Source organism: Lysinibacillus sp. GW247-5R2A (assembly GCF_059424475.1).
The window spans coordinates 174,632-195,634 of record NZ_JBWKZL010000008.1 but is presented as its reverse complement, the minus strand read 5'-3'; the positions used below and the strand labels follow the sequence as shown (position 1 = coordinate 195,634).

21 protein-coding genes and 1 riboswitch are annotated in these 21,003 nt (G+C 36.6%); of the genes, 7 read left to right on the top strand and 14 right to left on the bottom strand.

The genetic code is table 11. The features are described 5' to 3' along the window. Positions 1–31: 31 nt before the first annotated feature. Positions 32–1,375, bottom strand: a complete 1,344-nt coding sequence (locus AC07YC_RS14020; RefSeq protein WP_494919689.1) for an MATE family efflux transporter — start codon at positions 1,373–1,375, stop codon at positions 32–34. Next, complete coding sequence (locus AC07YC_RS14015) at positions 1,362–1,829, bottom strand: GNAT family N-acetyltransferase (protein WP_089985861.1); 468 nt, start codon at positions 1,827–1,829, stop codon at positions 1,362–1,364. Before AC07YC_RS14015 ends, AC07YC_RS14020 begins: the two co-directional genes overlap by 14 nt. Positions 1,830–1,915: 86 nt before the next feature. On the opposite strand from AC07YC_RS14015, the gene AC07YC_RS14010 reads away from it, so the two are divergent. After that, positions 1,916–2,746, top strand: coding sequence for a MerR family transcriptional regulator (locus AC07YC_RS14010; protein WP_494919688.1), 831 nt, complete (start codon positions 1,916–1,918; stop codon positions 2,744–2,746). Positions 2,747–2,779: 33 nt separating this feature from the next. Here AC07YC_RS14010 and AC07YC_RS14005 read toward each other — a convergent pair whose 3' ends face one another. Beyond that, positions 2,780–4,189: an alpha/beta hydrolase family protein gene (locus tag AC07YC_RS14005; RefSeq protein WP_494919687.1), complete on the bottom strand. Its 1,410-nt coding sequence runs from the start codon at positions 4,187–4,189 to the stop codon at positions 2,780–2,782. Between the two features lie 117 nt (positions 4,190–4,306). Beyond that, positions 4,307–4,948, bottom strand: coding sequence for a TetR/AcrR family transcriptional regulator (locus tag AC07YC_RS14000; protein WP_036223673.1), 642 nt, complete (start codon positions 4,946–4,948; stop codon positions 4,307–4,309). A gap of 285 nt (positions 4,949–5,233) precedes the next feature. Between AC07YC_RS14000 and AC07YC_RS13995 the strand changes: the two genes are divergently transcribed. Both AC07YC_RS13995 and AC07YC_RS13990 read left to right on the top strand, forming a co-directional pair. Beyond that, positions 5,234–6,511 carry an SMI1/KNR4 family protein gene (locus AC07YC_RS13995; RefSeq protein ID WP_494919686.1) on the top strand — a complete coding sequence of 426 codons (1,278 nt, stop codon included), beginning with the start codon at positions 5,234–5,236 and terminating at the stop codon, positions 6,509–6,511. A 29-nt stretch (positions 6,512–6,540) separates the two neighbouring features. Beyond that, positions 6,541–7,716 carry a DUF4272 domain-containing protein gene (locus AC07YC_RS13990; RefSeq protein WP_494919685.1) on the top strand — a complete coding sequence of 392 codons (1,176 nt, stop codon included), beginning with the start codon at positions 6,541–6,543 and terminating at the stop codon, positions 7,714–7,716. Positions 7,717–7,760: 44 nt separating this feature from the next. Here AC07YC_RS13990 and AC07YC_RS13985 read toward each other — a convergent pair whose 3' ends face one another. The 3 genes from AC07YC_RS13985 to AC07YC_RS13975 all read right to left on the bottom strand — a co-directional run bounded on the left by AC07YC_RS13985 (position 7,761) and on the right by AC07YC_RS13975 (position 10,371). Further along, complete coding sequence (locus tag AC07YC_RS13985) at positions 7,761–9,170, bottom strand: erythromycin esterase family protein (RefSeq protein ID WP_494919684.1); 1,410 nt, start codon at positions 9,168–9,170, stop codon at positions 7,761–7,763. Between the two features lie 141 nt (positions 9,171–9,311). Beyond that, the gene (locus AC07YC_RS13980) at positions 9,312–9,665 is read right to left on the bottom strand and encodes a hypothetical protein (RefSeq protein ID WP_012295965.1); all 354 of its coding nucleotides are present in this window, start codon (positions 9,663–9,665) and stop codon (positions 9,312–9,314) included. A gap of 22 nt (positions 9,666–9,687) precedes the next feature. Continuing rightward, positions 9,688–10,371, bottom strand: a complete 684-nt coding sequence (locus AC07YC_RS13975) for a DUF2225 domain-containing protein (protein ID WP_494919683.1) — start codon at positions 10,369–10,371, stop codon at positions 9,688–9,690. A 325-nt stretch (positions 10,372–10,696) separates the two neighbouring features. Here AC07YC_RS13975 and AC07YC_RS13970 point away from each other — a divergent pair, with 325 nt between their 5' ends. Together AC07YC_RS13970 and AC07YC_RS13965 are read left to right on the top strand one after the other, a co-directional pair. After that, positions 10,697–11,470 (top strand): Cof-type HAD-IIB family hydrolase, encoded by a 774-nt coding sequence (locus AC07YC_RS13970; protein ID WP_494919682.1) that lies wholly within the window; start codon positions 10,697–10,699, stop codon positions 11,468–11,470. Positions 11,471–11,543: 73 nt separating this feature from the next. Continuing rightward, the gene (locus AC07YC_RS13965) at positions 11,544–12,140 is read left to right on the top strand and encodes a DedA family protein (protein ID WP_494919681.1); all 597 of its coding nucleotides are present in this window, start codon (positions 11,544–11,546) and stop codon (positions 12,138–12,140) included. A 29-nt stretch (positions 12,141–12,169) separates the two neighbouring features. On the opposite strand, the gene AC07YC_RS13960 is transcribed toward AC07YC_RS13965, so the two are convergent. From AC07YC_RS13960 to AC07YC_RS13940, 5 genes are all read right to left on the bottom strand, one after another. After that, positions 12,170–12,907: a cyclase family protein gene (locus AC07YC_RS13960; protein ID WP_494919680.1), complete on the bottom strand. Its 738-nt coding sequence runs from the start codon at positions 12,905–12,907 to the stop codon at positions 12,170–12,172. 88 nt (positions 12,908–12,995) lie between these two features. Continuing rightward, positions 12,996–13,102, bottom strand: a riboswitch (SAM riboswitch). Between the two features lie 98 nt (positions 13,103–13,200). Then, positions 13,201–13,602, bottom strand: a complete 402-nt coding sequence (locus tag AC07YC_RS13955; RefSeq protein WP_036121424.1) for a YuzC family spore coat inner layer protein — start codon at positions 13,600–13,602, stop codon at positions 13,201–13,203. A 149-nt stretch (positions 13,603–13,751) separates the two neighbouring features. Then, entirely contained in the window at positions 13,752–15,323 is a 1,572-nt protein-coding gene (locus tag AC07YC_RS13950; protein ID WP_336635647.1) for a helix-turn-helix domain-containing protein, read from the bottom strand. Between the two features lie 78 nt (positions 15,324–15,401). Continuing rightward, positions 15,402–16,352 (bottom strand): ABC transporter substrate-binding protein, encoded by a 951-nt coding sequence (locus tag AC07YC_RS13945; protein ID WP_336635646.1) that lies wholly within the window; start codon positions 16,350–16,352, stop codon positions 15,402–15,404. Between the two features lie 159 nt (positions 16,353–16,511). Beyond that, positions 16,512–17,696, bottom strand: coding sequence for an MFS transporter (locus AC07YC_RS13940; protein WP_494919679.1), 1,185 nt, complete (start codon positions 17,694–17,696; stop codon positions 16,512–16,514). A 109-nt stretch (positions 17,697–17,805) separates the two neighbouring features. On the opposite strand from AC07YC_RS13940, the gene AC07YC_RS13935 reads away from it, so the two are divergent. Next, positions 17,806–18,189: a winged helix-turn-helix transcriptional regulator gene (locus AC07YC_RS13935; protein WP_008175386.1), complete on the top strand. Its 384-nt coding sequence runs from the start codon at positions 17,806–17,808 to the stop codon at positions 18,187–18,189. 56 nt (positions 18,190–18,245) lie between these two features. Here AC07YC_RS13935 and AC07YC_RS13930 read toward each other — a convergent pair whose 3' ends face one another. After that, the gene (locus AC07YC_RS13930; protein ID WP_494919678.1) at positions 18,246–19,091 is read right to left on the bottom strand and encodes an aldo/keto reductase; all 846 of its coding nucleotides are present in this window, start codon (positions 19,089–19,091) and stop codon (positions 18,246–18,248) included. 294 nt (positions 19,092–19,385) lie between these two features. Here AC07YC_RS13930 and AC07YC_RS13925 point away from each other — a divergent pair, with 294 nt between their 5' ends. Continuing rightward, positions 19,386–19,826 (top strand): VOC family protein, encoded by a 441-nt coding sequence (locus AC07YC_RS13925; protein ID WP_336635643.1) that lies wholly within the window; start codon positions 19,386–19,388, stop codon positions 19,824–19,826. Between the two features lie 180 nt (positions 19,827–20,006). Here AC07YC_RS13925 and AC07YC_RS13920 read toward each other — a convergent pair whose 3' ends face one another. Beyond that, positions 20,007–20,885, bottom strand: coding sequence for a LysR family transcriptional regulator (locus tag AC07YC_RS13920; protein WP_336635642.1), 879 nt, complete (start codon positions 20,883–20,885; stop codon positions 20,007–20,009). Positions 20,886–21,003 lie beyond the last annotated feature (118 nt).

Genomic DNA, 21,003 nt, shown 5'->3' with positions numbered 1-21,003 from the left:
GGACCTGCATAAGTACAAGGTCCCTTTCCATTTAAGCAGTGCCAGAAGAGGCAATTATTCGTGGGTTTTTTTTGATATATCCGTAAATAAGTAAGGCTGTAATACCCTCTGCCACTGGGAAGGTCCACCAAATTGCTTGAGAGCCAAACACTTTAGGCAGGAGAATAAGTGTTGGGATAAATAAAATAATACTCCGAAGTAACATAATAGTTGTGGCAAGACGAATTTTTTCGATAGATTGAAAGAATTCGGCGAGCACCATATTAATACCTAAAAATACATAGCCTATAGCAAAATGAACAAAGCCTTGAGTTGCCATATGACGAATTTCAAATGAGCTATCTCCGAATAAAGCCATAAGCTGTGAAGGGAAAAGCATAGCTATAAGGGCTGTTGTTAATCCTAAAATAAAAGCCGTAGCTAATCCGATTTTTAGTAATGCTGTTAACCGCTCAAGTAATCTTGCCCCATGATGATAGCTAACTAATGGCTGTAGAGCCATGCCAATACCTAAGAAAATCGTTAACAGGACTGTATGGATATAGTTGACCATTGCATAGGCGGTCACACCGTTTGCCCCTAAATAGTGTAAAAAGGTCACATTATATAAAATAATAATAACCGCTACAGAAGCCTCGACAATAAAACTAGGTAATCCGATAGCAAAAATTTTTCTTAAATCTGTCTTATTGAAGAATGAAGAGACAAACTTTAATTCAGACTGTGGGCGGAAAAAATGAAGACATAGTACAGCTGTACCTATAATAGTAGCTATTGCTGTTGCTAATGCACAGCCGGTTACACCATAATCTAGAACGAAGATAAAAATATAATTTAAGATAATATTCAATACAGATGTTGTAATTAAACCCAGCATAGCTAGCTTTGGATTACCATCATTGCGAATAAAAATACTTAAAAGATTTTCAATTGTATAAAACACTCCAAATAACAAAATAACGTGTAAATACTCTTGCACATATGGGTACGTATCATCACTTGCCCCGAATATATAAGAAATATCTTTTAAATTAAGCGCAAGGAACCCGATAATTGTTAACACGACCACAAGCATTGTAGTAAACGCCAACGTAAAGAGCTGATGGGCTCGTTGCTTATTGCCTTCCCCAAGAGAAATGGAATAGAGTGTAGCTCCACCCATCCCTATCCAAAGCGAAATAGACAGTAGAATAGAGAAAATTGGAACAGCAATATTAACGCCTGCTAACGCTGTAGGACCCACGCCGTGACTAACGAAAATGCCATCCACTAAAATATTAACGGACATGAGAAGCATGCCGATCATCGCAGGAAATAAATAGGATAAAAACAATGGTTTGAGCGGCCGTGTTTCAATTGGATTAATGGTTGTCATATCCATGCACCTCCAAGACCATTACTTTTTCTCCTTTATCATCTAGTTCACCATTAAACATAAAGCCAAACTGTTTATATAGCTGAATTGCTACGGCATTATTGTCATAAACACTTAAATATATTTTGTGACAGCTAAATTTTTCTGTTAAGTAATGTATAAGCTGCTGTAAAAAATGTTTACCTAAACCTTGTCCCTGAAAGCGTTCATCAATTAAATAACGATCAAGCCAAACTCGTTGACTATGATCCTCATGAGGAAATACGCCATACATAGCGAAGCCTATTACTGTGCTATCCTTATATAAGCCTAAAGGTGTAAAGCGCCGATCCATTTCCGCCTCTGCTAAGCATTGGTCTGTACTTTCAATAAAATTTTGCTGATTGTCAGCAATGCGTAATGCTAAAATTTCTTGTTTGTTAAAAGCTGTAATGTCACGAATCTCCGTGAACATAATGTCAAAACCTTTCTATTTTTATTGTGAATAGGTACAATCTAAAGTATATAGTTACTATATAGTCAAGAGAGGATACTCAAAAAATGCTTAATAAAAATGTAAAATATTTTACAACTGGGGAATTTGCTAAAATATGTAAGGTTAATAAACAAACTTTAATTTATTACGATCAAATTGGCTTGCTATCTCCTGTTATGAAGGATAGTAAAGAGTATCGATATTATTCACTCGCTCAATATGATTTTTTTAGCGTCATTGAGTTATTAAAGGCTGTTGGCATGTCTTTGAAGGATATACAGCAGTATATGGCGGAAAAATCTCCTGAAAATTTTTTAGAATTGATGCATTTACAAAAGGGAATTGTCGCAAAAAAGCGGCGAGAACTGGAGATGATTGAAAGCATTATTGATGTCAAAATTGATTTAACGAAGGAGTCACTACAACTTGATTTTGATAGCATTACAATTGAGCATTTCCCAGAGGCAACCTTGTATTTAAGTCGAAATATTGAGGACTCAACGGAAGAACAATTTGTTAAGGCTGTCTCTGATTTTATAGATGAATTGGATCGTTCTCGCTTAGACACAGGTTATCCCATTGGTGGAATTACCAAGAGGGAGCAGGTATTAGCCGGTAACTATGATAATTATAGGTACTTATATATTGAGCAGCCGCATCCGCAGGAAGGTCATCCTTATTTTAAAGCGATTGAAGGGAAGTTTATTGTTGGATACCATGTAGGAACATCGACGACTCTGGGAGAGACCTACAAGCGATTATTCCAGGTCATGAGAGAAAGAGGCTATGAACTGGGGCAATATGTTTATGAGGAATATATTTATGATGCGGTTATTAAAAATCGTGAAGAGGAATATGTAACAAAAATTATGGTGGAAATAAAAGAAGGTTGTTGATGCATCTCTGCCTATCAACAACCCCAAATATACTTAATGCAAAGTTAAGTTTATTCCCGGATGTGCCTTTTGTATTTTATTTAATTTATTGTCTTGGATTCCTTTTAAATTTTTATCGAAAAAGCCAAGTGATAATTCATTAATCAATTTATAAATTGCAATTACATCTGCCCCAGATTCATTAATAATCGGCGAAACGGCTGCTAAATCTGTAAAACTTCCGTGATTTGTTTTTGGAATAATAGCTGTGTAAACACCAGGCTTTTCAATTGTTTTATTTCGTAGATAAGCTTCTGCAAACAATTCATCACGATTACCAGGCTGCTGGTTATACGCTTCATTCATAAAGTTGATGGATGCCTCAGCATTCATCAGCATAAAAGGCTTTTCAGGACCATTTTTTGGCATTGAATCGCCATATAACCCACCATCCATATCAATGGCTGCTTTAATACGATTATCCTTTACTAGCATTTGAGCTGAAGTAGCACCGCCAAAAGAATGACCTAGCATACCAATGCTATCATAGTCAATTAGTGAGGCTATTGCACGAAAGTTCTTATCAAAATCGCCTTTAATGACTTCATCTAAAACAAATGATGCATCCTGCTCCCAAAGATGAATTCGATTATTCAAGAATGTAATGGTGTTTTCAATTGGTGTAAAATCAACCCGATCACCATCGGGGAATATTGTAGTTGCCGCATCACCTGTAAAGTTAAGAGCAACGACAATATAGCCATGACTCACTAATTCTTCTAGTTGGAAGGTATTTTGTCGACTATATAAACTCATACCATGTGCAAATAATAAAAGTGGAAATTTTTCTTTAGACTTTATAGCTGTCGCATCTTGATAAGAATGGGTTTTCGTCAGTCCTAAATGCGTTGTTGCGATATTGGGAAAACCCTGTGTCGTTGCTAACTGTTGTGTTAACGCATCTATATCTTTAAAGTAGGGTGAAGGTTGTCCTGTCTCTTTTTCAGCAGGATAATAAACTTGAATCATCAGTTCGCGATTCACCTGATGATTAGGTACAACAAATTCTTTGCGATTCTTATCGGTCAGGTGAAATGTCTGTGTTCCTACTGTGTATTTTCCTGTTGGTTCAGGAAAAGACATGATTGGAAATAACGTTGGTAATGTGAACATTGTAATAGTAGCCACAACAATACCTGAAGTTTTAATTATTTTCATCCTTAATTTTTTTGAAACAATTGTACTTTTTGGCTTCACAAAAACTTGTAATGTTAATAACATCAAAACAAAATAAGCAGGAATCATGCGCCAGTTAGCACCAATCGTCATAATTGTTCCTATTAACAAAACATAATTGGTAGCTATCATAATAAGATTTATTGTAGTTACCCCACGTTGTCTAAAAGTTAGTGAGATACTCGATAGTATTAAAATAAGTGTAAATAGTACTTCTAAGGTTTTCATCATTTATCTCCTTTTTCATACATACAAATGTATGTAATTAATTAAAAATATTTTTAAGTATATATACATACGAATGTATGTATAAGATTAAAATAATAAACTACATATAGTAGTTTATTATTCCTGCACTTTATCAAATAATGCTAAAAAAACATCTTTCAAGTCATCATTCATAAGTGGTATGCCAATTCCTTTGAACATCAAACTTATATGTTCAATTTTATGAATAAATTCGGCTCGGCTTACACGAAATATTTCAGGATTCATCCAAATGTCAAAAAGCATTGTAAAAGTTTCAGCTGCTTGCTTCGGGAAAGCAACTTGCAGTGAGCCGTCTTGATTGCCCTCATCAATAATTTTTTGAATTCCTGGTGCAACAACCTGAATTCCTTCTGTGATGCGGCTATAAACAAACTCGGCAGAATTCATTTTCAAATGAATCGAGGATAAGTTTTCTTCCTTTCCGCTTTGAGAAATTGAGAAAGAAATGCCTTGTCTTAAACGCTCTAAAGCATTTAAGTTTTCCAAATCTGAGATGTCATTAAAATAATTATTTGCTGTTAGCATTTCCTTTGTAATGGCATCAATAACATCAGCACGCGTTTTAAAATGATGATAAAATGCTCCTCTAGTAATATCCCCTACATCATCGACAATTTCTTGAATCGTTACATTATCCCAACCATTTAAAGTAAATAATTTAACAGCTGATTCAATGATTCTTTTTCTCGTAACTTCTGGATATTTATTTCTGGCCATAAAATATCTCCTTATAGATACATTCGAATGTATTTATAATAATAGGCGCACCCTTCCAAATTGTCAACATGATACGATTTATGAGAATTGCTGAAGAAAACTAGAAAAGAACTAGTAAAGTAAGTAATTTATCATATATTTTGAATTTAAATAGAAGTAAAATCCGAGTGTTTTTAGGCAAAGTAAAACCAAACTCTAATACATAAATGACTTCCTGACGATACATTAGTAGAGAAAAAGGTAGAGCATTATCCGATATATTTTTCTAAGAATGGAGGAATAGATATGCAAATATGGGTTGATCGATGGACGCAATTATTAAAACAGCTTGAACAGCAAGGTGCTTGGACTCATCCATTGGAGATAAAGCCTATGGCTACTGTGCATGAACTATCAATGGTAGAGATGCGACTCGGCGTTCCGATTCCTTCTGAGTTCCGTGATGTATTACTTCATTGTTCTCGACAAGTGGGGGTATATTGGTCTTTACCTGACGAGGCACTACTTCCTATTGAGCTGGAAGACACACCTTTAGGTGATTTTGGCTGGAGCTTGGAAGAACTCGAATTCCCTGATTTTGGCGGAGACAGTGATAATGCAAAAGAACAACTATACCTACAATTTCATACGGCTGGCAATGGTGATGCGCTTCTTATTAAGATTGAGAATGGTTCCGTTTGGTATTGGAGTCATGAGGAGGGTGAGTTTGACCTTCTTGCCTGGAGTTTTAATGATTATATAGAGAAAGTTACGACTTTAGGATGTATAGGGGCAGATTGTGGACAGCATCGACAGTTTTGTAGTGAGGATGGATTGGATATAAGTTTAGACAACTCTCAAATCTGGCTAAAGTGGTTTGAACAATATTTAACTTCAACGTGGGAGAACGTTATGTATCAACTGGATACTTTACTCCTATATGTGTCGATGCATGGTATGGGGGATACTAGGGTTCGAGAAGCATTTACACGTTTAAATACTGGGAAAGTGTTTGCCGCACTTCAAAATCAAATTGAACAATCACGGCGTTTAGCGGATAAAGAAGTATGGTGCAAAGTGCTAGTAGAGGTTTGTGCAACAGAGGCAAGTCATTGGGTGATGACACTTTGGGAAGACCAAAATGATTTGCCTAATAGTATTAGAGATTATTTAACCGCCTACTGTCTACCAGAAGAAGTGGGGTTATCACTTGTTCTTCAAGATATTGAAAAAAAGAGCATTGAATCTTATACAGCTTTACATCGACTACGTGATTTTCATAACCCAAGAACAATAGCATGGATGAAACGTTATGTTTCTTTTCCGATAGAGGGGTGGGATACGCTTTTAGTAGAATCACAGCCGAGTGCAGAAACTTTATTTGAGTGGTTGAATGGTAGGGAAGTAGAGCGTCAAATAGCAATACGAGCCGTATGCCAAATGTTGCAGCAAGGAATTAAACCGACAACTTCAGTAGATATGGCGAAATGGCTGTCATTGCTTACGTTTTGGAAGGAAAATGAAGTACTACGAAAACATAAACAATTTTTTAGCCAAGCTCTAGAGGGCATTGAACTTTGGTGAAATCTAATAATTGTAAGGAGGAGAAATAATTGAACAATTTCACTATATTCGCTTCTATGAATAATACAAAAGAAATCGAATGTAAGATTTTCGATGTTTTTAGTAAAGGTTTTGCTATTGAAAAAAATGAAGATAACTATCTTATAAAATCCAAAGCATTATTTAACAAATATAAATTGATGGTTAGGGTGATGTCTGAAGATACAGACTCAGAATACTTTGTGAATAATATCCCTGGAATGATGAGCTATTACAACAGTATTCCTTTTGAAGATAACCATTTAAAAGAATTAGTTTTAACGCAAATTTCTGTGTTAAATACAGTCATTGCGATCGAATGTGAAAAAGAAATAAAGGATGAACAAATGCAGTTATGTTTGAGCCTGCTATTAACCATTGGAGGAATTGGATTTTTACCAAATGGTACCTTGTTAGACAAAGAAGGTGCAGTCATTGTTTATCCTGATGGGCAATCAGGGCCATCTAACTTTAGGCCTTATGCTTGTACACAGAAAGTGAGGGGACAAGAGGCGACATCGGAAGAAGGTCATCAAAGAAAGAATAAAACGATAGCGTATTTAAAAGAAAACGGTATTCCATACACAGATTCACTCCCGCAACTTCCGCCAATTGGAGCTTGTCAGCTTAAAGCCAAAGAGGATATTGCTAGGAGAGCTGTAGCTTTACTAATTGTTATTCAATTTGCTTGTGATGTGGCACAAGGAGAAAATATTGAAGAATCAAGAGATTTTTTTATCAATATGTTGCATAAATATGAAGTGGAGGCAAATCTAACATACAATGAAAGGGCCTTTTTATATGATCAACAACCAAATGCACAAGAAGCCATTAATATTTCATGGCAATATGAAGCTTATTGGATACTGATTTGGGTACTGGGATTTGTTAAAGAGCTTGATTTCCCTGATGAAGTATGTGATTGTGAGTACGCTATTCAAGTTATTTCTAACTGCGAAACGTTTGAGCAATTTTATCTTCAAATTATGATGCGTAGTCAGAAAGAAATAATGGATGAAGCCGACAAGATATTCAGATTACACTGGGCGTGCGTAGATAGTCGTATACAAGAACGACCGGCTCCTGTTGGAATGAATGAAAGTATTGTTATGGAAAGACGTAGAGCCTTATTCTGGTTGATCGGTCATCAAAACGAAGAGTGGGAAACGATATCAATGGATACTTAGAAAGTAATAGCAAACTAGGATACTAGTTTGCTATATTATAAAGATTATTTTACATAGGTTGGTTTAGTCACCTTATCAATTAAAAGAATGCCATCATATTGATCGCGTGGAACAAGGCTTTCTTGTATTACTCCCCAGCTATAGGATAGGCGAGGTTCAAACATCCATGAGTTACCACGTTCATTTTGACGATTACGTAAATCAATGAATGTGTAAGGCTTGTTGGCTGAGGAAACAATATCTTCGATAGATCCTTTTATTGGTGGTAACACGGGCATCGTCTCGCCCATATTATTAGCAGTTTCTCCACTCGTCATATATAGACCTAATACATAGCTATATTTTTTGTAGATGTCTGGTAAACGTTCACCCATCAATTTAACTGGATATGGGGAGCCCATTACATCTGATTGAGCCTTACGAATATGGTCATTATGCGCCCAAACAATAAACTTTTCTGTTGGATAAACTTCTTCAGCTAGCCAAAGTAAGTTCTCCATCATCGCCTGATCACGCCATTCCATTGTTGTTAAAAACGATTCATATTTATTTTGCTCCATCTCGATATTGGATTGAATTGTTAGCTCTACATATTCGTCTGCCAAACGGATACGATCCGCTAAGGTGCGCTCCATCAGTTTTACTATTTGAAGTTCATTCGGATAAGCCTTTTGAAGCTCCTTTTCTTTCGTCTGAACTAGTGATTTTACTTGTTTATAAACGTTAATAATAGCTGTTTTCTCTTTCTGGTAGCCTTTTAAATCTTTGCTAGAGCTCCATTCTGCGAGTTGCTTTTCCGCGTCACTGAATTGCTGAGCTAATTGAGGATTTTGCAACCAATCCCCATTCGTAAATGCCCCTTGCTGTTGAATATCAAAGCCTGCTAGAACAAGAGGTTTCTCTGTAGCTTGAGTTGTTTTTGCGTATTCAAAAAGAGGCAATGTTTCTTTGGTCCACCATACTCCAAAAATAGCATCCTTCATCGTTTGTAATGCAGCTTGTTTATCAATTTTTCCTTGGGCATTCATGACATCGCCCAGACCACTTTCGAAGGCTAAAACATTGTAACCCATTTCTTGATGTAAAAATTGTATTAAACGAGTTTTAGCGAGATTAAACTGTGCGACCCCATGAGAGCTTTCACCTAAAAAGACAATACGTTTATCATGTAATAATGGCTTTAGCATTGCTAGGTCCTCAAATTTAGTAGAAGGGATTTTTTTCGAACTAGCTGGTTCTGGCTGAATGGAAGTCAAGCTGTAAGCATGATCATTCACCCATTTTTTCCAATCCTCTAATGTTTCAGTAGTAGTCCTAGCTTGTTGAACCACTCCGTATTTTTCCTGCTCTTTTATCGCAGGTGCAGCAGCTGAAGCACTAGTTATGCCACTGAATATGATTAAACTTGTCAGTGCTGTACTTAATAAAGCCTTCCGTTTTCTATACTGTTTCATTGAAAATCCGCCCTTTTCTTTATATTGATCCTAAGTATAGGGGGCAAAGTTTAAAGCATAGGAGGAGTTTGTTTAAATTTTGTTTAAATTTGAATGGATTGTTAAAAAAAGCATCCCCATTTAAATGGAGATGCCCAATAGCTATTTATAATGATACGTACTAGCTCTAACGTGGTTACGTTGAATTTGGTTAAACCATGCCCGATCCTTTTCCTCTTGATTTAAGGTACCAATAATAGAGGAGGAGCAGCTTACGCAAATTTTTGCTTGAGTAATTTGTCCACATCTTTCACAAGGTGCGCCTAAATTTGGGAAAATTGAATTTTTTAACTTTCCGGCTTTGACCCATTTATATAGCAGCTCAGACGAGACACCTGTCAACGTCACAACCTCTTCGTTTGTTAAATAACGATTATTTTTTCTTAATAAAAAATGATGTAGCTCTGAAAAAATATCCTCTTCTCTCACATCTATCTTTTTTTGAAATAGCAACATAACTAGTCCTCTCCTCGTCACATCAATTCATGCTTTCTTTAACGGTTATAGGTTGTTCATCATATTTATAATTTTCCCAACGATTACGTGCTAGCTTCCGATATTTTGGCGAGACATTCTTATCGGCAATTAATCTAGAAAATCCTTTTTTAGCTTCTGTCATATCACCAAGTCGGAGGCTTAGTTCGGCATGTAAAAATTGAATTCGCTCTCCACCTTCCTGGTTAGAGGCAAATGATTTACTGTAAAAATCTCTAGCGGCAAAAAGGTAGCGTTTTTCAGATTCTTCGTCGTTTTTTAAACGATATAACCAGGCAATTTTTAATGCGAAATTTGCCATCAAAAGCGATTCTTCCATTGATGCGCGAGATACTAGGTAGGCGAGCTTAAAGCTTATAATGGCATCATCGATTGTACGTTCCTGACAGATATTCATAGGTTTCTGCAGCTCTTTAATGTATAGTTCATCAATGAGCTGCATGAAAGGTCCGTATGTCCGCGTCATGGATTTATGGAAAGCAAAGCCACAATGTGGGCACACAGCAACTTCATACAGCAAAGGGTTTAGACCATTATAGACGGGCATGAAATCTGTTTGTTCCTCGACAATTTTATATCGATTTGGGCGCACTTTATACGTTGTAAAATGCTTTTTGCAAAATTTGCAATCTACGCTACTTTCATAGTAGTAGATGTTAAATGCCATAAGAATCAACTCCTTTGCATGCTCTAAAATTATTATTTCTTTTGTTCTATTTATACGCAATCAATAATCGTTCAATGTATTTAATTCATTATCTACCATTTTAACAATTCTGTGTTCTTTGGTATACTCCTTTAGAATTATTAAATTAAAAATAATCCTTACATTTTTAGTTAAATATCATTAGAAATAAGCTTGTAATAGTATTTATCGGTGTACTTAAAGTAAGTTATATAGTTCGAGCAACTTTTGTCGAATTATATACAATTTATTTTATAGATAATTCGAATCGTATAGTTCAAAAGTTTGGTGTGAAAGGATGGAGGATATGACATATAAAATAGTCTTTTTTGATGTGGACGGTACTCTGATCAATTATGAGAATGGCGCTGTGGAAGAAAGTACAAGGCAGGCCATTCACCTACTACAGGATAAGGGGATTCATCTAGTGGCAGCGACAGGAAGGCCATTGTCCATGTGTGAAGAGCTGAAAAGTTTGGGAATTGAAACCTTCATTACAGCAAATGGAGCATATGTGAAGCACAAGGATGTTGTCATACATAAAATTCCGATTGATAAGGGCATTGTTCAAGATGTTCAAGCATTTGCACAGCAACAACAGCATCCCTTAACATTTTTTACAGAACAACTTACGATGAATGCTATTCAAAATCCATTAGCCTTAAGCGCGATGCAAGAGACATTGTCTTTAGATGATTTTCCCGTTAGAAATGACAGTATTATAGAAGAAGAGGTTTTTCTTATGTGTCTTTATGCAGATAAACAGGCTGAAAAAAGATTAGCTTGTCAATTATCGAATATATTACGGCAACGATGGCATCCTTATATTGTGAATGTCTTACAGCAGGATGTGTCCAAGTCGATAGCTGTAAAGGCTGTGCTAGATTATTTTGAAATTAATTCTAAGGATGCAATAGCTTTTGGAGATGGAGAGAATGATATAGATATGCTAGAGCAGGTTGGCCTAGGGGTTGCCATGGGAAATGGGAGCCAAGCTCTAAAAAATGTTGCAGATTATGTTACAAAGAAATCCATTGAAGGTGGCATAGATTTTGCTTTACGTCAGCTTCACATTATTTAACGACATATTTGCTTGAGCAATTTTTTAGGGATACGGTTATGACTGTATAGAAAAGGTGTTAGGTGGTTGGAAAATGGCGCAACATGTGCAATCTCTAATTGAACATTACGGGTATTTTGGCATCATTGTGATCCTAATTGGAGGCATTGTTGGGTTGCCACTTCCTGATGAAGTATTTTTAACTTATGTAGGCTATAGCGTTTATCGAGATAGTCTTGAACATATCCCAGCGTTAGTAAGCGCCCTGATTGGCGCCATGGGAGGTATTACTTTAAGCTACTATATAGGCCACCGATTTGGCTTACCGCTCTTGCAGAGATATGGGCCAAGGTTTCATATAACTGAGCAAAAAATTGATTTTACTAAAAAAATGTTTACGAAAGTAGGTCCTTTTTTATTAATAGTTGGCTATTTTATTCCAGGTGTACGCCATCTGACAGCCTATATTGCGGCTATTAATAATTATCCCTATAAGAAATTCGCATTCTTTGCTTATACAGGAGCATTTATTTGGACGTTCACATTTATAACATTAGGAAAAGTATTAGGGGAGAAGTGGCGATTCGTTGGTTACTATTTATCTCATTACAGTATTTATGTCATCCTACTGTTTGTCCTTGTCATGTTAATCGTTTATTATTTATTGAAAAAAAGAAACGTACAAAAGTAAAAGTCGGTAGGATTCGTACCGACTTTTTGTTATGGCAAAATGGCAAATGATCGAACAGGGAATCCAGATGCTTTTTCAGGCTTAGGTACAATATTAAAAATAATAGCCCCTTTTGGAGGAAGCTTATCCAAATTAGTCATAAGCTCAATTTGATAGGTGTCTTGATCAAGGACAAAATATTCTCCATCCAATTTGCCGCTTTGACGAAAATCAGTAGCAGAATCGGTATCAAAAGTTTCATGACCGATTGCACTAACTTTACGTTCCTTGAATAAAAATTGTAATGCCTCCAAGCCCCAGCCTGGAAGATGATGATGGCCATCCACATCTTTATTATTGAATGCTTCTTTATCGGGCCAACGCTTACTCCAATCTGTTCGCAGTGCCACAAAAGTACCTTCTTCTATTTGTCCATGTTGTGCCTCGAATTCTAGAATATCTTGGACACTGAGCGTAAAGTCATGATTACTAGTAGCCTCTTGTGATTTATCAATAACGATAAGCGGGAGAACGAGCTCCTTTAGCTCTAGTTCTTCTAGAAAACGAGTATCTCTTACAAAGTGAATCGGTGGGTCAATATGTGTTCCATATTGTCCGGGGAAAGTAAATTGCTGTGCGAAAAAACCGTCATCATGCGAGAATAATGTTTCAAATTTAGCATCCTCAAACATGAAAAAATGAGGTGAATGTGGGCCGAAGGTATGTGTCAAATCGACCCATTGTTTTGATTTTAGTAAGTGCAATGCTTGTAAAAGTTCATTAGACATTTAATTTCCTGCTTTCTAAAAGTAATGGTAAATAAAAAAGAGTCCTCTATAGAAGAGGACTCCCTGAATCATACGTGGGTAGTTCGTCTTCTCATCTTTCAGGCTTAGATTTTGCCAAAAGGAATTAGCACCATACTGATAGAGCTGGTTGCTGAGACTTCATCGGGCCGATCCCTCCGTCTCTCTTGATAAGAAATAGAATATAAGAATTTTCAGAAATCATAGTACAAATACTTTAGCATATATTTTTATAGTTTACAACTTTGATAGGATTACAGGGTTAAGATTTTTATTTACCAATTCAAAATTAACGTTACTCTACAGCAGTCACTATCCATAAGCTGTATTCTAAAATTATCTGGTGTATAGTTGGTTTCGAATTTTGTAGTGATGCCTGTGGATGTAATCAATTTTTCGACCTCTGTTTTATTTGAAAGTTGTGCAGCATTTTTTAAATCATGGGCAAATTGCTGAGAACTATCAATTTTATCCGTAAGTAATTGTGCTTGTTGCATAATCGCCTTTATCCGCGTAGCTGAGGATATTAATTTTTGTGTATCAATAGAGGGAAAGGGACTATTACTGGTCGGCATTGCTAAATGTTGAGAAAAGGGTCTAGCTACAAGGTGATGGGCCGTTGACGGTATTGGGTAATGGTAGGGGTGAACAAAATACGGATAAGGATTATAATACAATTCAATTCCTCCTATCCAAAAGCTGATATCTTATCTTATGTATCATGATCTTTTTAGGTGTTTGGATAAAGATGTTCCTGTACAGGAGTGTACAACATAATATGCTACACAAACAAAAAAAGGAAGCTATAGCAAGCTTCCTTTATTCTTTAGCCAAGAACATTTAAAACATCATCTATTTTTTTGCTATGTGATAGGATTCCATAATTCATCCACGTTAAAAAATCGACCTCATAAACACAGCTGCTTTTAACTGCACTTAGGTTTTTCCACATGGAAGATTTTAAAATAGTACGCTCTTCATGCTCATAAATGGAGTGCTGCTTGTCGAAGGTGATGAATAAATGATCCGCGTCTAATTGTAGCAGCTGATCGGATGTCAGATGAGCTTTACGCTGATTAAGCGGTATTTTCCATACTAATGGATGAGGCGTTAAGCCTAAGTCGCGGTATAGGATTGGCCCTGTATAACCGCATTCAGGGCCGGCATACAGCGTAATGCCAATCGCTGAAATACGAAGAAATGCCACACTTTGCCCGTATACGGATTTACCGAGAATTTGTCGAGCCTTCTGTACCTTATCCTCATATTCCGTGATAATACCTTGCATCATAGCAGTTTTTCCTGTTAAGTCAGCAATTTTAAAGAGAGTCGATTGCCAGTCCTCCCCAGGGTGGTCTAGGTGACAGATTGGGGCTAGCTTATTTAAATGAAGACAAGCTTCCCAACGTTCTATACCAGCATCTAACATAATTAAAGTTGGTTTATAGTGAAAGAGACGATCCACTTCTCCGTACTGAACATCGATATCGGGCACATCCTGTAAACCTAAATAGTCTTGTTTGCCCCACTTGGAATGACTGAATTGGGCAATGGGTGTAATCCCTAAAGCTACAAAAAAGTCCTCTAAGAACGGTGCGAATACACGTACATTATTGCTTTGACTTCGTCGGTATTGTCCTGGGGAAATACCTACATGCTCTTTAAAACGACGGTTGAAATAATATTCGTTATTAAAGCCAATGGACTGACTAATTTCAAATACACGATCATTAGTTGTCATTAATAATTGTTTGGCTTTTTCAATACGTATACTATTTAAATAATGAAGAGGAATCTGCCCCGTAATATCTTTAAAAATACGAGAGTAACTCCATCTTGGAACATCTGCCAGTTCTGCTAACTGTTCAACAGTCCAATCCCTACCAAAGTGTTTGTGCAAATATTGGATGGATTGCTCTACAGATTGACGATCATTTTGTAGTATAGGTTTTGGTTGGTTTTGTTCAAAAATAAATAGCATCAATTCTTGGAAACGAACATGCTGCTCAAAAATAGTGTGTTCATCCTTTGCTTGGCGACACAGGTAAATAGCTTCTAATAGTCTATTGCATTGAGAAAAGGGCAGGAGACGTAGTTCTCTAACACTTGTAAAGAGACTAGTAGGGGCATGGGATTCACTAAGATAAATCGTGTTAAATGTCAATTGGTACAAGCAGAGAGGCTCATCGGCAGTGTGAATTTCGACATGGCTATTAGGTGGGATAATCACACATTTTTCTTTCATAAGGTGGATAGTTTCATGATTTGTCTTAAGTGTTCCGTTACCACTAATAAGGATGAAAAGCGAATAGTATGTATGGCTATATGGCTGCATATCCGATGGCAGAATTGTATATGAAATAGTTTGTAAATGATATATTTGTGTTAAATTGACCATTGTCCATACACTCCTAAGTAAAGTTTAAATTTGGAAAACAACAGAAAGAAAGCCCCCTAAAGAGCTTTCTTTTGTAAATTATTTCACGAACCATTTCTCAAGATCATCATATTTTCGTAGGTTTGCAGTAATGGCACCAGACTGCCAATAAGTTCGATCAGCGATATAAACTTGTCCATTTTTTACAGCAGGAACTGTTTTCCAAAGTGTACTATCTAACCATTTTATCGCCTCTTGATTTTCCTCAGTTTCCCAAGTGCCATTTGAAGGGAAGAGTATAATATGATCAGCATCCAATTCTGGAATAGCTTCTTCAGACAAGACCTCGTGGAACTCTGTCATATCACGAGCTAATGGATGTGGAGTTAAACCAGCTTCCGTATAAATGTAGCCTGTGTAACGATTCTTCATTCCGAATAATGCCAATGTTTTATCGGCAACATTTAGACGAACAACGGCAACGGTTTCGTCACCAACTGATTCATCTAACTTAGCTTTTAAACTAGTAACACGTTCCTCATATTTATCAACGATTTCATTTGCTTTCTCAGGGATATTTAAAACATCAGCTATCGTTTTTACTATCTCTCGTGGATCTTGTAGTATTTCTTCTTTTAAGCGATAAGTAGGCGCAATCTTAGAATATTCTTCATACTTTGCCTTATCTGCGGCACCATCTACAATGATTAAATCCGGCTTAGCTTGAAGTAATGTTTCCATACTACCTGTAACGTCAAACTCAGGTACGTCTAAGCCTAAATAATCTTGTTTCCCCCAGGATGGGTGATACCATTGCACAACGGGTTTGACATCTAAGGCAGTTAAATAATCTTCCATATAGATGGCTGCTACTCGCTGTGGGTTTGTTGGAATTGTTACTTCACCAAACTCATCTTCTACAACTCGTGTATCTTCTTTTGCTGGATTCTCACTCTCGGACTTTGTTTGTGCTTCATTTGAACCACAGGCACTTAAAACGAACATCAGTACAAGGAAAAGTACAAATGTAAAATATCGGCTGGTACGCATAGCAATTCACTCCTATTAATTTACTAAAACAGATTGAATGTTATCTTAATTTAGAATGATAATCATTCTCGTTTGATTCAAATAAATTATAGGATACAACATAAAAACAAACAATACATATTTTCTACATCTTTTTTATACAAAATGAAGTTTAAAGCACTATTGTTTCTTTTTATCAAAAAGTAGCCATAAGAGTGTAACAACCGCTGCAAGCATCACCATAAAGAATCCATAAACAGGTGTGTGTGCTAATGATTGATGACGAATAATAAAGCCTCCAATATAGGAGCCTAAAAAGATGCCTACGTTAAAAGCAGAAATATTTAATGCTGAAGCCATCGAAATGGCAGATGGCACATATTTTTCGGACAGGAGAACTGCATATAATTGCAAACCTGGGACATTCATGAACATAAATAACCCCATAGTCAGTACCATGATTAGCCCTATAATCGGTGATTCAAGAGTGAAACCAATACCAAGTAACGCCAAGGCAAGTCCCACAAAAATAATAAAGATAGAGCGTAATGGATTTTGGTTAGCAAAATGGCCGCCTAGTGTATTACCAATAGCAACGCAAATACCATAGACAACTAAAATAATGATTACGGCATGTGGCGAGTAACCCATATATTGTTCTAAAATGGGCGAAACATAGGTGTAGACAACAAAAGCCCCACCATAGCCGATTGCAGTAATGAAAAGTATTAATAACATGCGGATATTGCCTAATACTTTGCCAATATCGTGTAAAGAAATCGGATTACCTTTAGATAATTGATGAGGTACTAACAAAGCATTACTTATTAAACCGATAATTCCTATCATGACAATAAAAATGAACGACATACGCCAGTCTGTTATTTGTCCGATAAATGTACCAAGTGGGACACCTGTTACAGTAGCTAATGTTAATCCCGTAAACATAAAGGCAATGGCACTTGCTCGTTTATTTGGTTCAACTACATCAGCGGCTATAACAGAAGCGATCGACATAAACACACCGTGTGCTAAGGCAGAAATAATGCGACCTATAATCAGTATGGAGAAAGTAGGTGCGATAGCTACAGTTAAATTGCCAATTATAAAAATGGTCATAACAAGCAATAATACTGTTTTTCGGCTAAGGCGAGATGTGAAGGCTGTTAATAATGGAGCCCCAATAGTAACGCCCAGTGCGTATATAGAAACAGTTAATCCGGCAGTGCTTAAAGATATACCGAAGTCATCCGTAATTAATGGTAAAAGCCCAACACTGATAAATTCAGTGGACCCTATACCAAATGCACTGATTGCAAGTGCTAATAAAGTTAATGTGGCATTTGGCTTCTTTGATTGTGACATACTAAACAATCTCCTTTGATTTTTTTTATCGAGTGTAGTACTATTCATACATACCAAAAAGGTACGTAGAGTACTTTTAGTTACTTTTGAATATTACAGGGGGTTTACGATGCAAAAAGTTTATAATATTGGTGTTGAAGCTACGCTAGAAGTTATTGGTGGTAAATGGAAACCGATTATTCTTTGTCATTTAAACCACCATGGTAAAATTCGTACAAATGAATTTCGACGATTGATTCCGGGGATTTCACAAAAAATGCTCACAAATCAATTGAGAGAATTGGAGCAGGCTGGATTAATTCATCGAAAAGTCTTCAATCAAGTACCACCAAAAGTTGAATATTCCTTAACGTCTTATGGACACGGAATGGAACCTATTTTGAACATGCTTTGCACTTGGGGCGAAAAGCATGTTGAATTATTACAGGATAAAGGTGAAGATGTATTGTTAAAACAGCGTGATGAAGATATCGCCATGCAGCAAACATCGTAATGAGGGGAGAAAGAGACTGTCATATTGAAGACAGTCTCTTTTCCTTTTTGTACAGCTTATAGAGCAAAGTCGAATTCATCTGGGTTTGGTCCCACACGTTGTTCAAGGTTCATCGCATCGATCATAGCCATTTCCTCATCTGTTAGCTGAAAGTTGAAAATATCAGCATTTTGCATCATACGTTCTCGACGCACAGATTTAGGAATAGTGATAATGCCATTTTGTACATCCCAGCGTAAAATAACTTGGGTATTTGATTTTCTATATTTTTCTGCTATTTTTGAAATTGTTGCATCTTCAAGAAGTCCACCTTGCATTAATGGTGCCCAAGCCTCAAGTTGAATTTCGTGCTTGACGCAGAATGAACGTAGCTCAGCTTGCTGTAAGCGTGGATGGAATTCTACCTGATTCACAACCGGCTTCACACGTGCAAATGATAGTAATTTTTCTAAATGCGCAACAGTAAAGTTACAAACACCAATTGCTTTGATCTTACCTTGATCATATAGGTCCTCTAGCGCTTTCCAAGATTCAGCATACTTATCTTTCCCGGGCCAATGAATAAGGTAAAGATCTAAATAATCCAGACCTAGTTTTTCTAGGCTTTCCTCATAGGCAGTAACAGTTTCCTCATAGCTTAATCCATCATTCCAAACTTTTGATGTTATAAATAAATCTTCACGTTGCAGGTTAGTTGATGTTAGCGCCTGTTTAATACCTTTCCCGACACCAGCTTCATTGCCATAAATTGCGGCAGTATCAATGCTACGATAACCAACTTCAATAGCATTTTTAACCATATCGGCTGTAGCATCATTCGCGACTTGAAAAACACCTAACCCCATTCCAGGCATTTGTAGCCCATTGTTTAATGTGATTGTATCTTGTAAATGAGTAATCATTTTAAGTCCTCCATGTTTTGTGATTGCTTGATTGCTTTTTCATTATGCTGCTAACATGCCTTCAAAAAAAGTACGCACTTTTTTGTGTCATAGAAACGTAGAGGTAACTTTTGTGAGCTAACAATGGCTAGAGGGATAAAAATATTGTTCATTAAAATGACGAGCCTCTATATGGACCACATCTACTAGTCGTTGTGGCAAGATAATTGTTATGCATGCTTTATTTCAGTATTAAAGGAAATGTTTGTTCGATGGAGAATATATGTAGTAATACTATAAAAAGGGGTTTGGCAGATGAATCGTTTAAATTTGATTACATTAGGTGTGAAAGATATGGTGGAGTCTCTCGCCTTTTACCGAGAAGGGCTAGGTTTCGAGGTTGTAGTTTACGGAGAGGAAACAAATCCTGATGTTATGTTCTTTAATAATGGAGGGACGAAAATATCACTATTTCCAATTGAAAGGTTGGCTAAAGATATTAATGAAGGAAACCCACCTGAAATTGGCCATGGCTTCGGTGGAATCACACTTGCTTATAATGGAAAATCAAAAGAAGAGGTGGATAGTATTTTTGCAGTAGCCAAAAAGGCTGGCGCAAAAATAGTTAAAGAGCCCGAAACTGTATTCTGGGGTGGTTATAGTGGTTACTTCCAAGATCCGAATGGCTTCTATTGGGAAGTTGCTTACGGCGATATGTGGCAGTTCGATGAGAACGATATGTTAATTATTCAGTAGGTATCTCACATAATAAGAGCAGCTATTTTGGAATAGGTGGAATTCCTTTAGAGTAACATCCCCCGAAAAGCGACCATATTACAGAGAAGACTGTAGACAAGCTCAATATTTATATGAGTTTGTCTACAGTCTGAAAATAGCAAGTATATTCCTTTTTTGTGTTAGCGATCTAGTGATACATTAACAATAATTTCTTCTCATTAAATCCACAAAGTTTTGCGCGGCTTTTGATAAGTAATGATTTTTCAGCCATACGAGTCCTACAGAGGTAGATAATTCTTCTGACGGTATTTTGTATGCATGAAGGGGTAAATCACCATATTGCTTTAGAATAGTTTCAGGTACGATAGAGGAGCTAAATCCCGTAGCAATTAAATTCATTAAAAGTGCGGTATCTGAACATTCACCCACGATATGGGATTGTAATTGAAAGCGTGAAAAGGCTTCTAGTATTGAATAGTGAACGCCTAACCCTTCAGTACTTGGTAAAAGGAGTGGCCAATTTTGAATTTCTGCCAGTGTCACGTCATGTGCTAGTCGATCATTTTTGTCGGATTGAATAAAGTAAAATGGCTCTGTATACATATGAAGAACAGAGAAATCATCTAATTCTAAAGGTAATCGTATGATAGCCAATTCAACTATACGGTCTCTTACAAGCTTACATAGATAAGAGGATTCATTTTGCTGGATCTTATAAGTTACCTTAGGATAGTGCTGTTGAAATTGATGTATTAATGAAGGGAGCTCAACTACCGAAAACGTATTAATGCCTAATGTTAATCGTCCATGAATGCCTAATCCTACATCTTTAACTTCCGCATCAGCTTCCTTCATTAGTTGAGCAACCTGGAGTGCGTATTTATATAAGGTTTTTCCAGCCTCAGTGACTTCAAAATATTTTCCACTTCTCTCCACTAGCTTTGAGCCTAGTTCTTCCTCCATTGCTTTTAAATGCTGGCTTAATGGAGGCTGAGAAATATGTAGCCTCTCGGCCGCAGCAGAAATCTTTTTTTCCTCTACAATCGCAATGAAATATCGTAGTTGTCGAATATCCAATTAAAAGTACACCTCCTTATTATTCGAAAAACCTAAGTAAAACATATTTTTTTAATATTTTTCATATAGTTAGTGCCATGTTAGCATATTTGTATAAAAGAAAAAAGGAGATACGTCT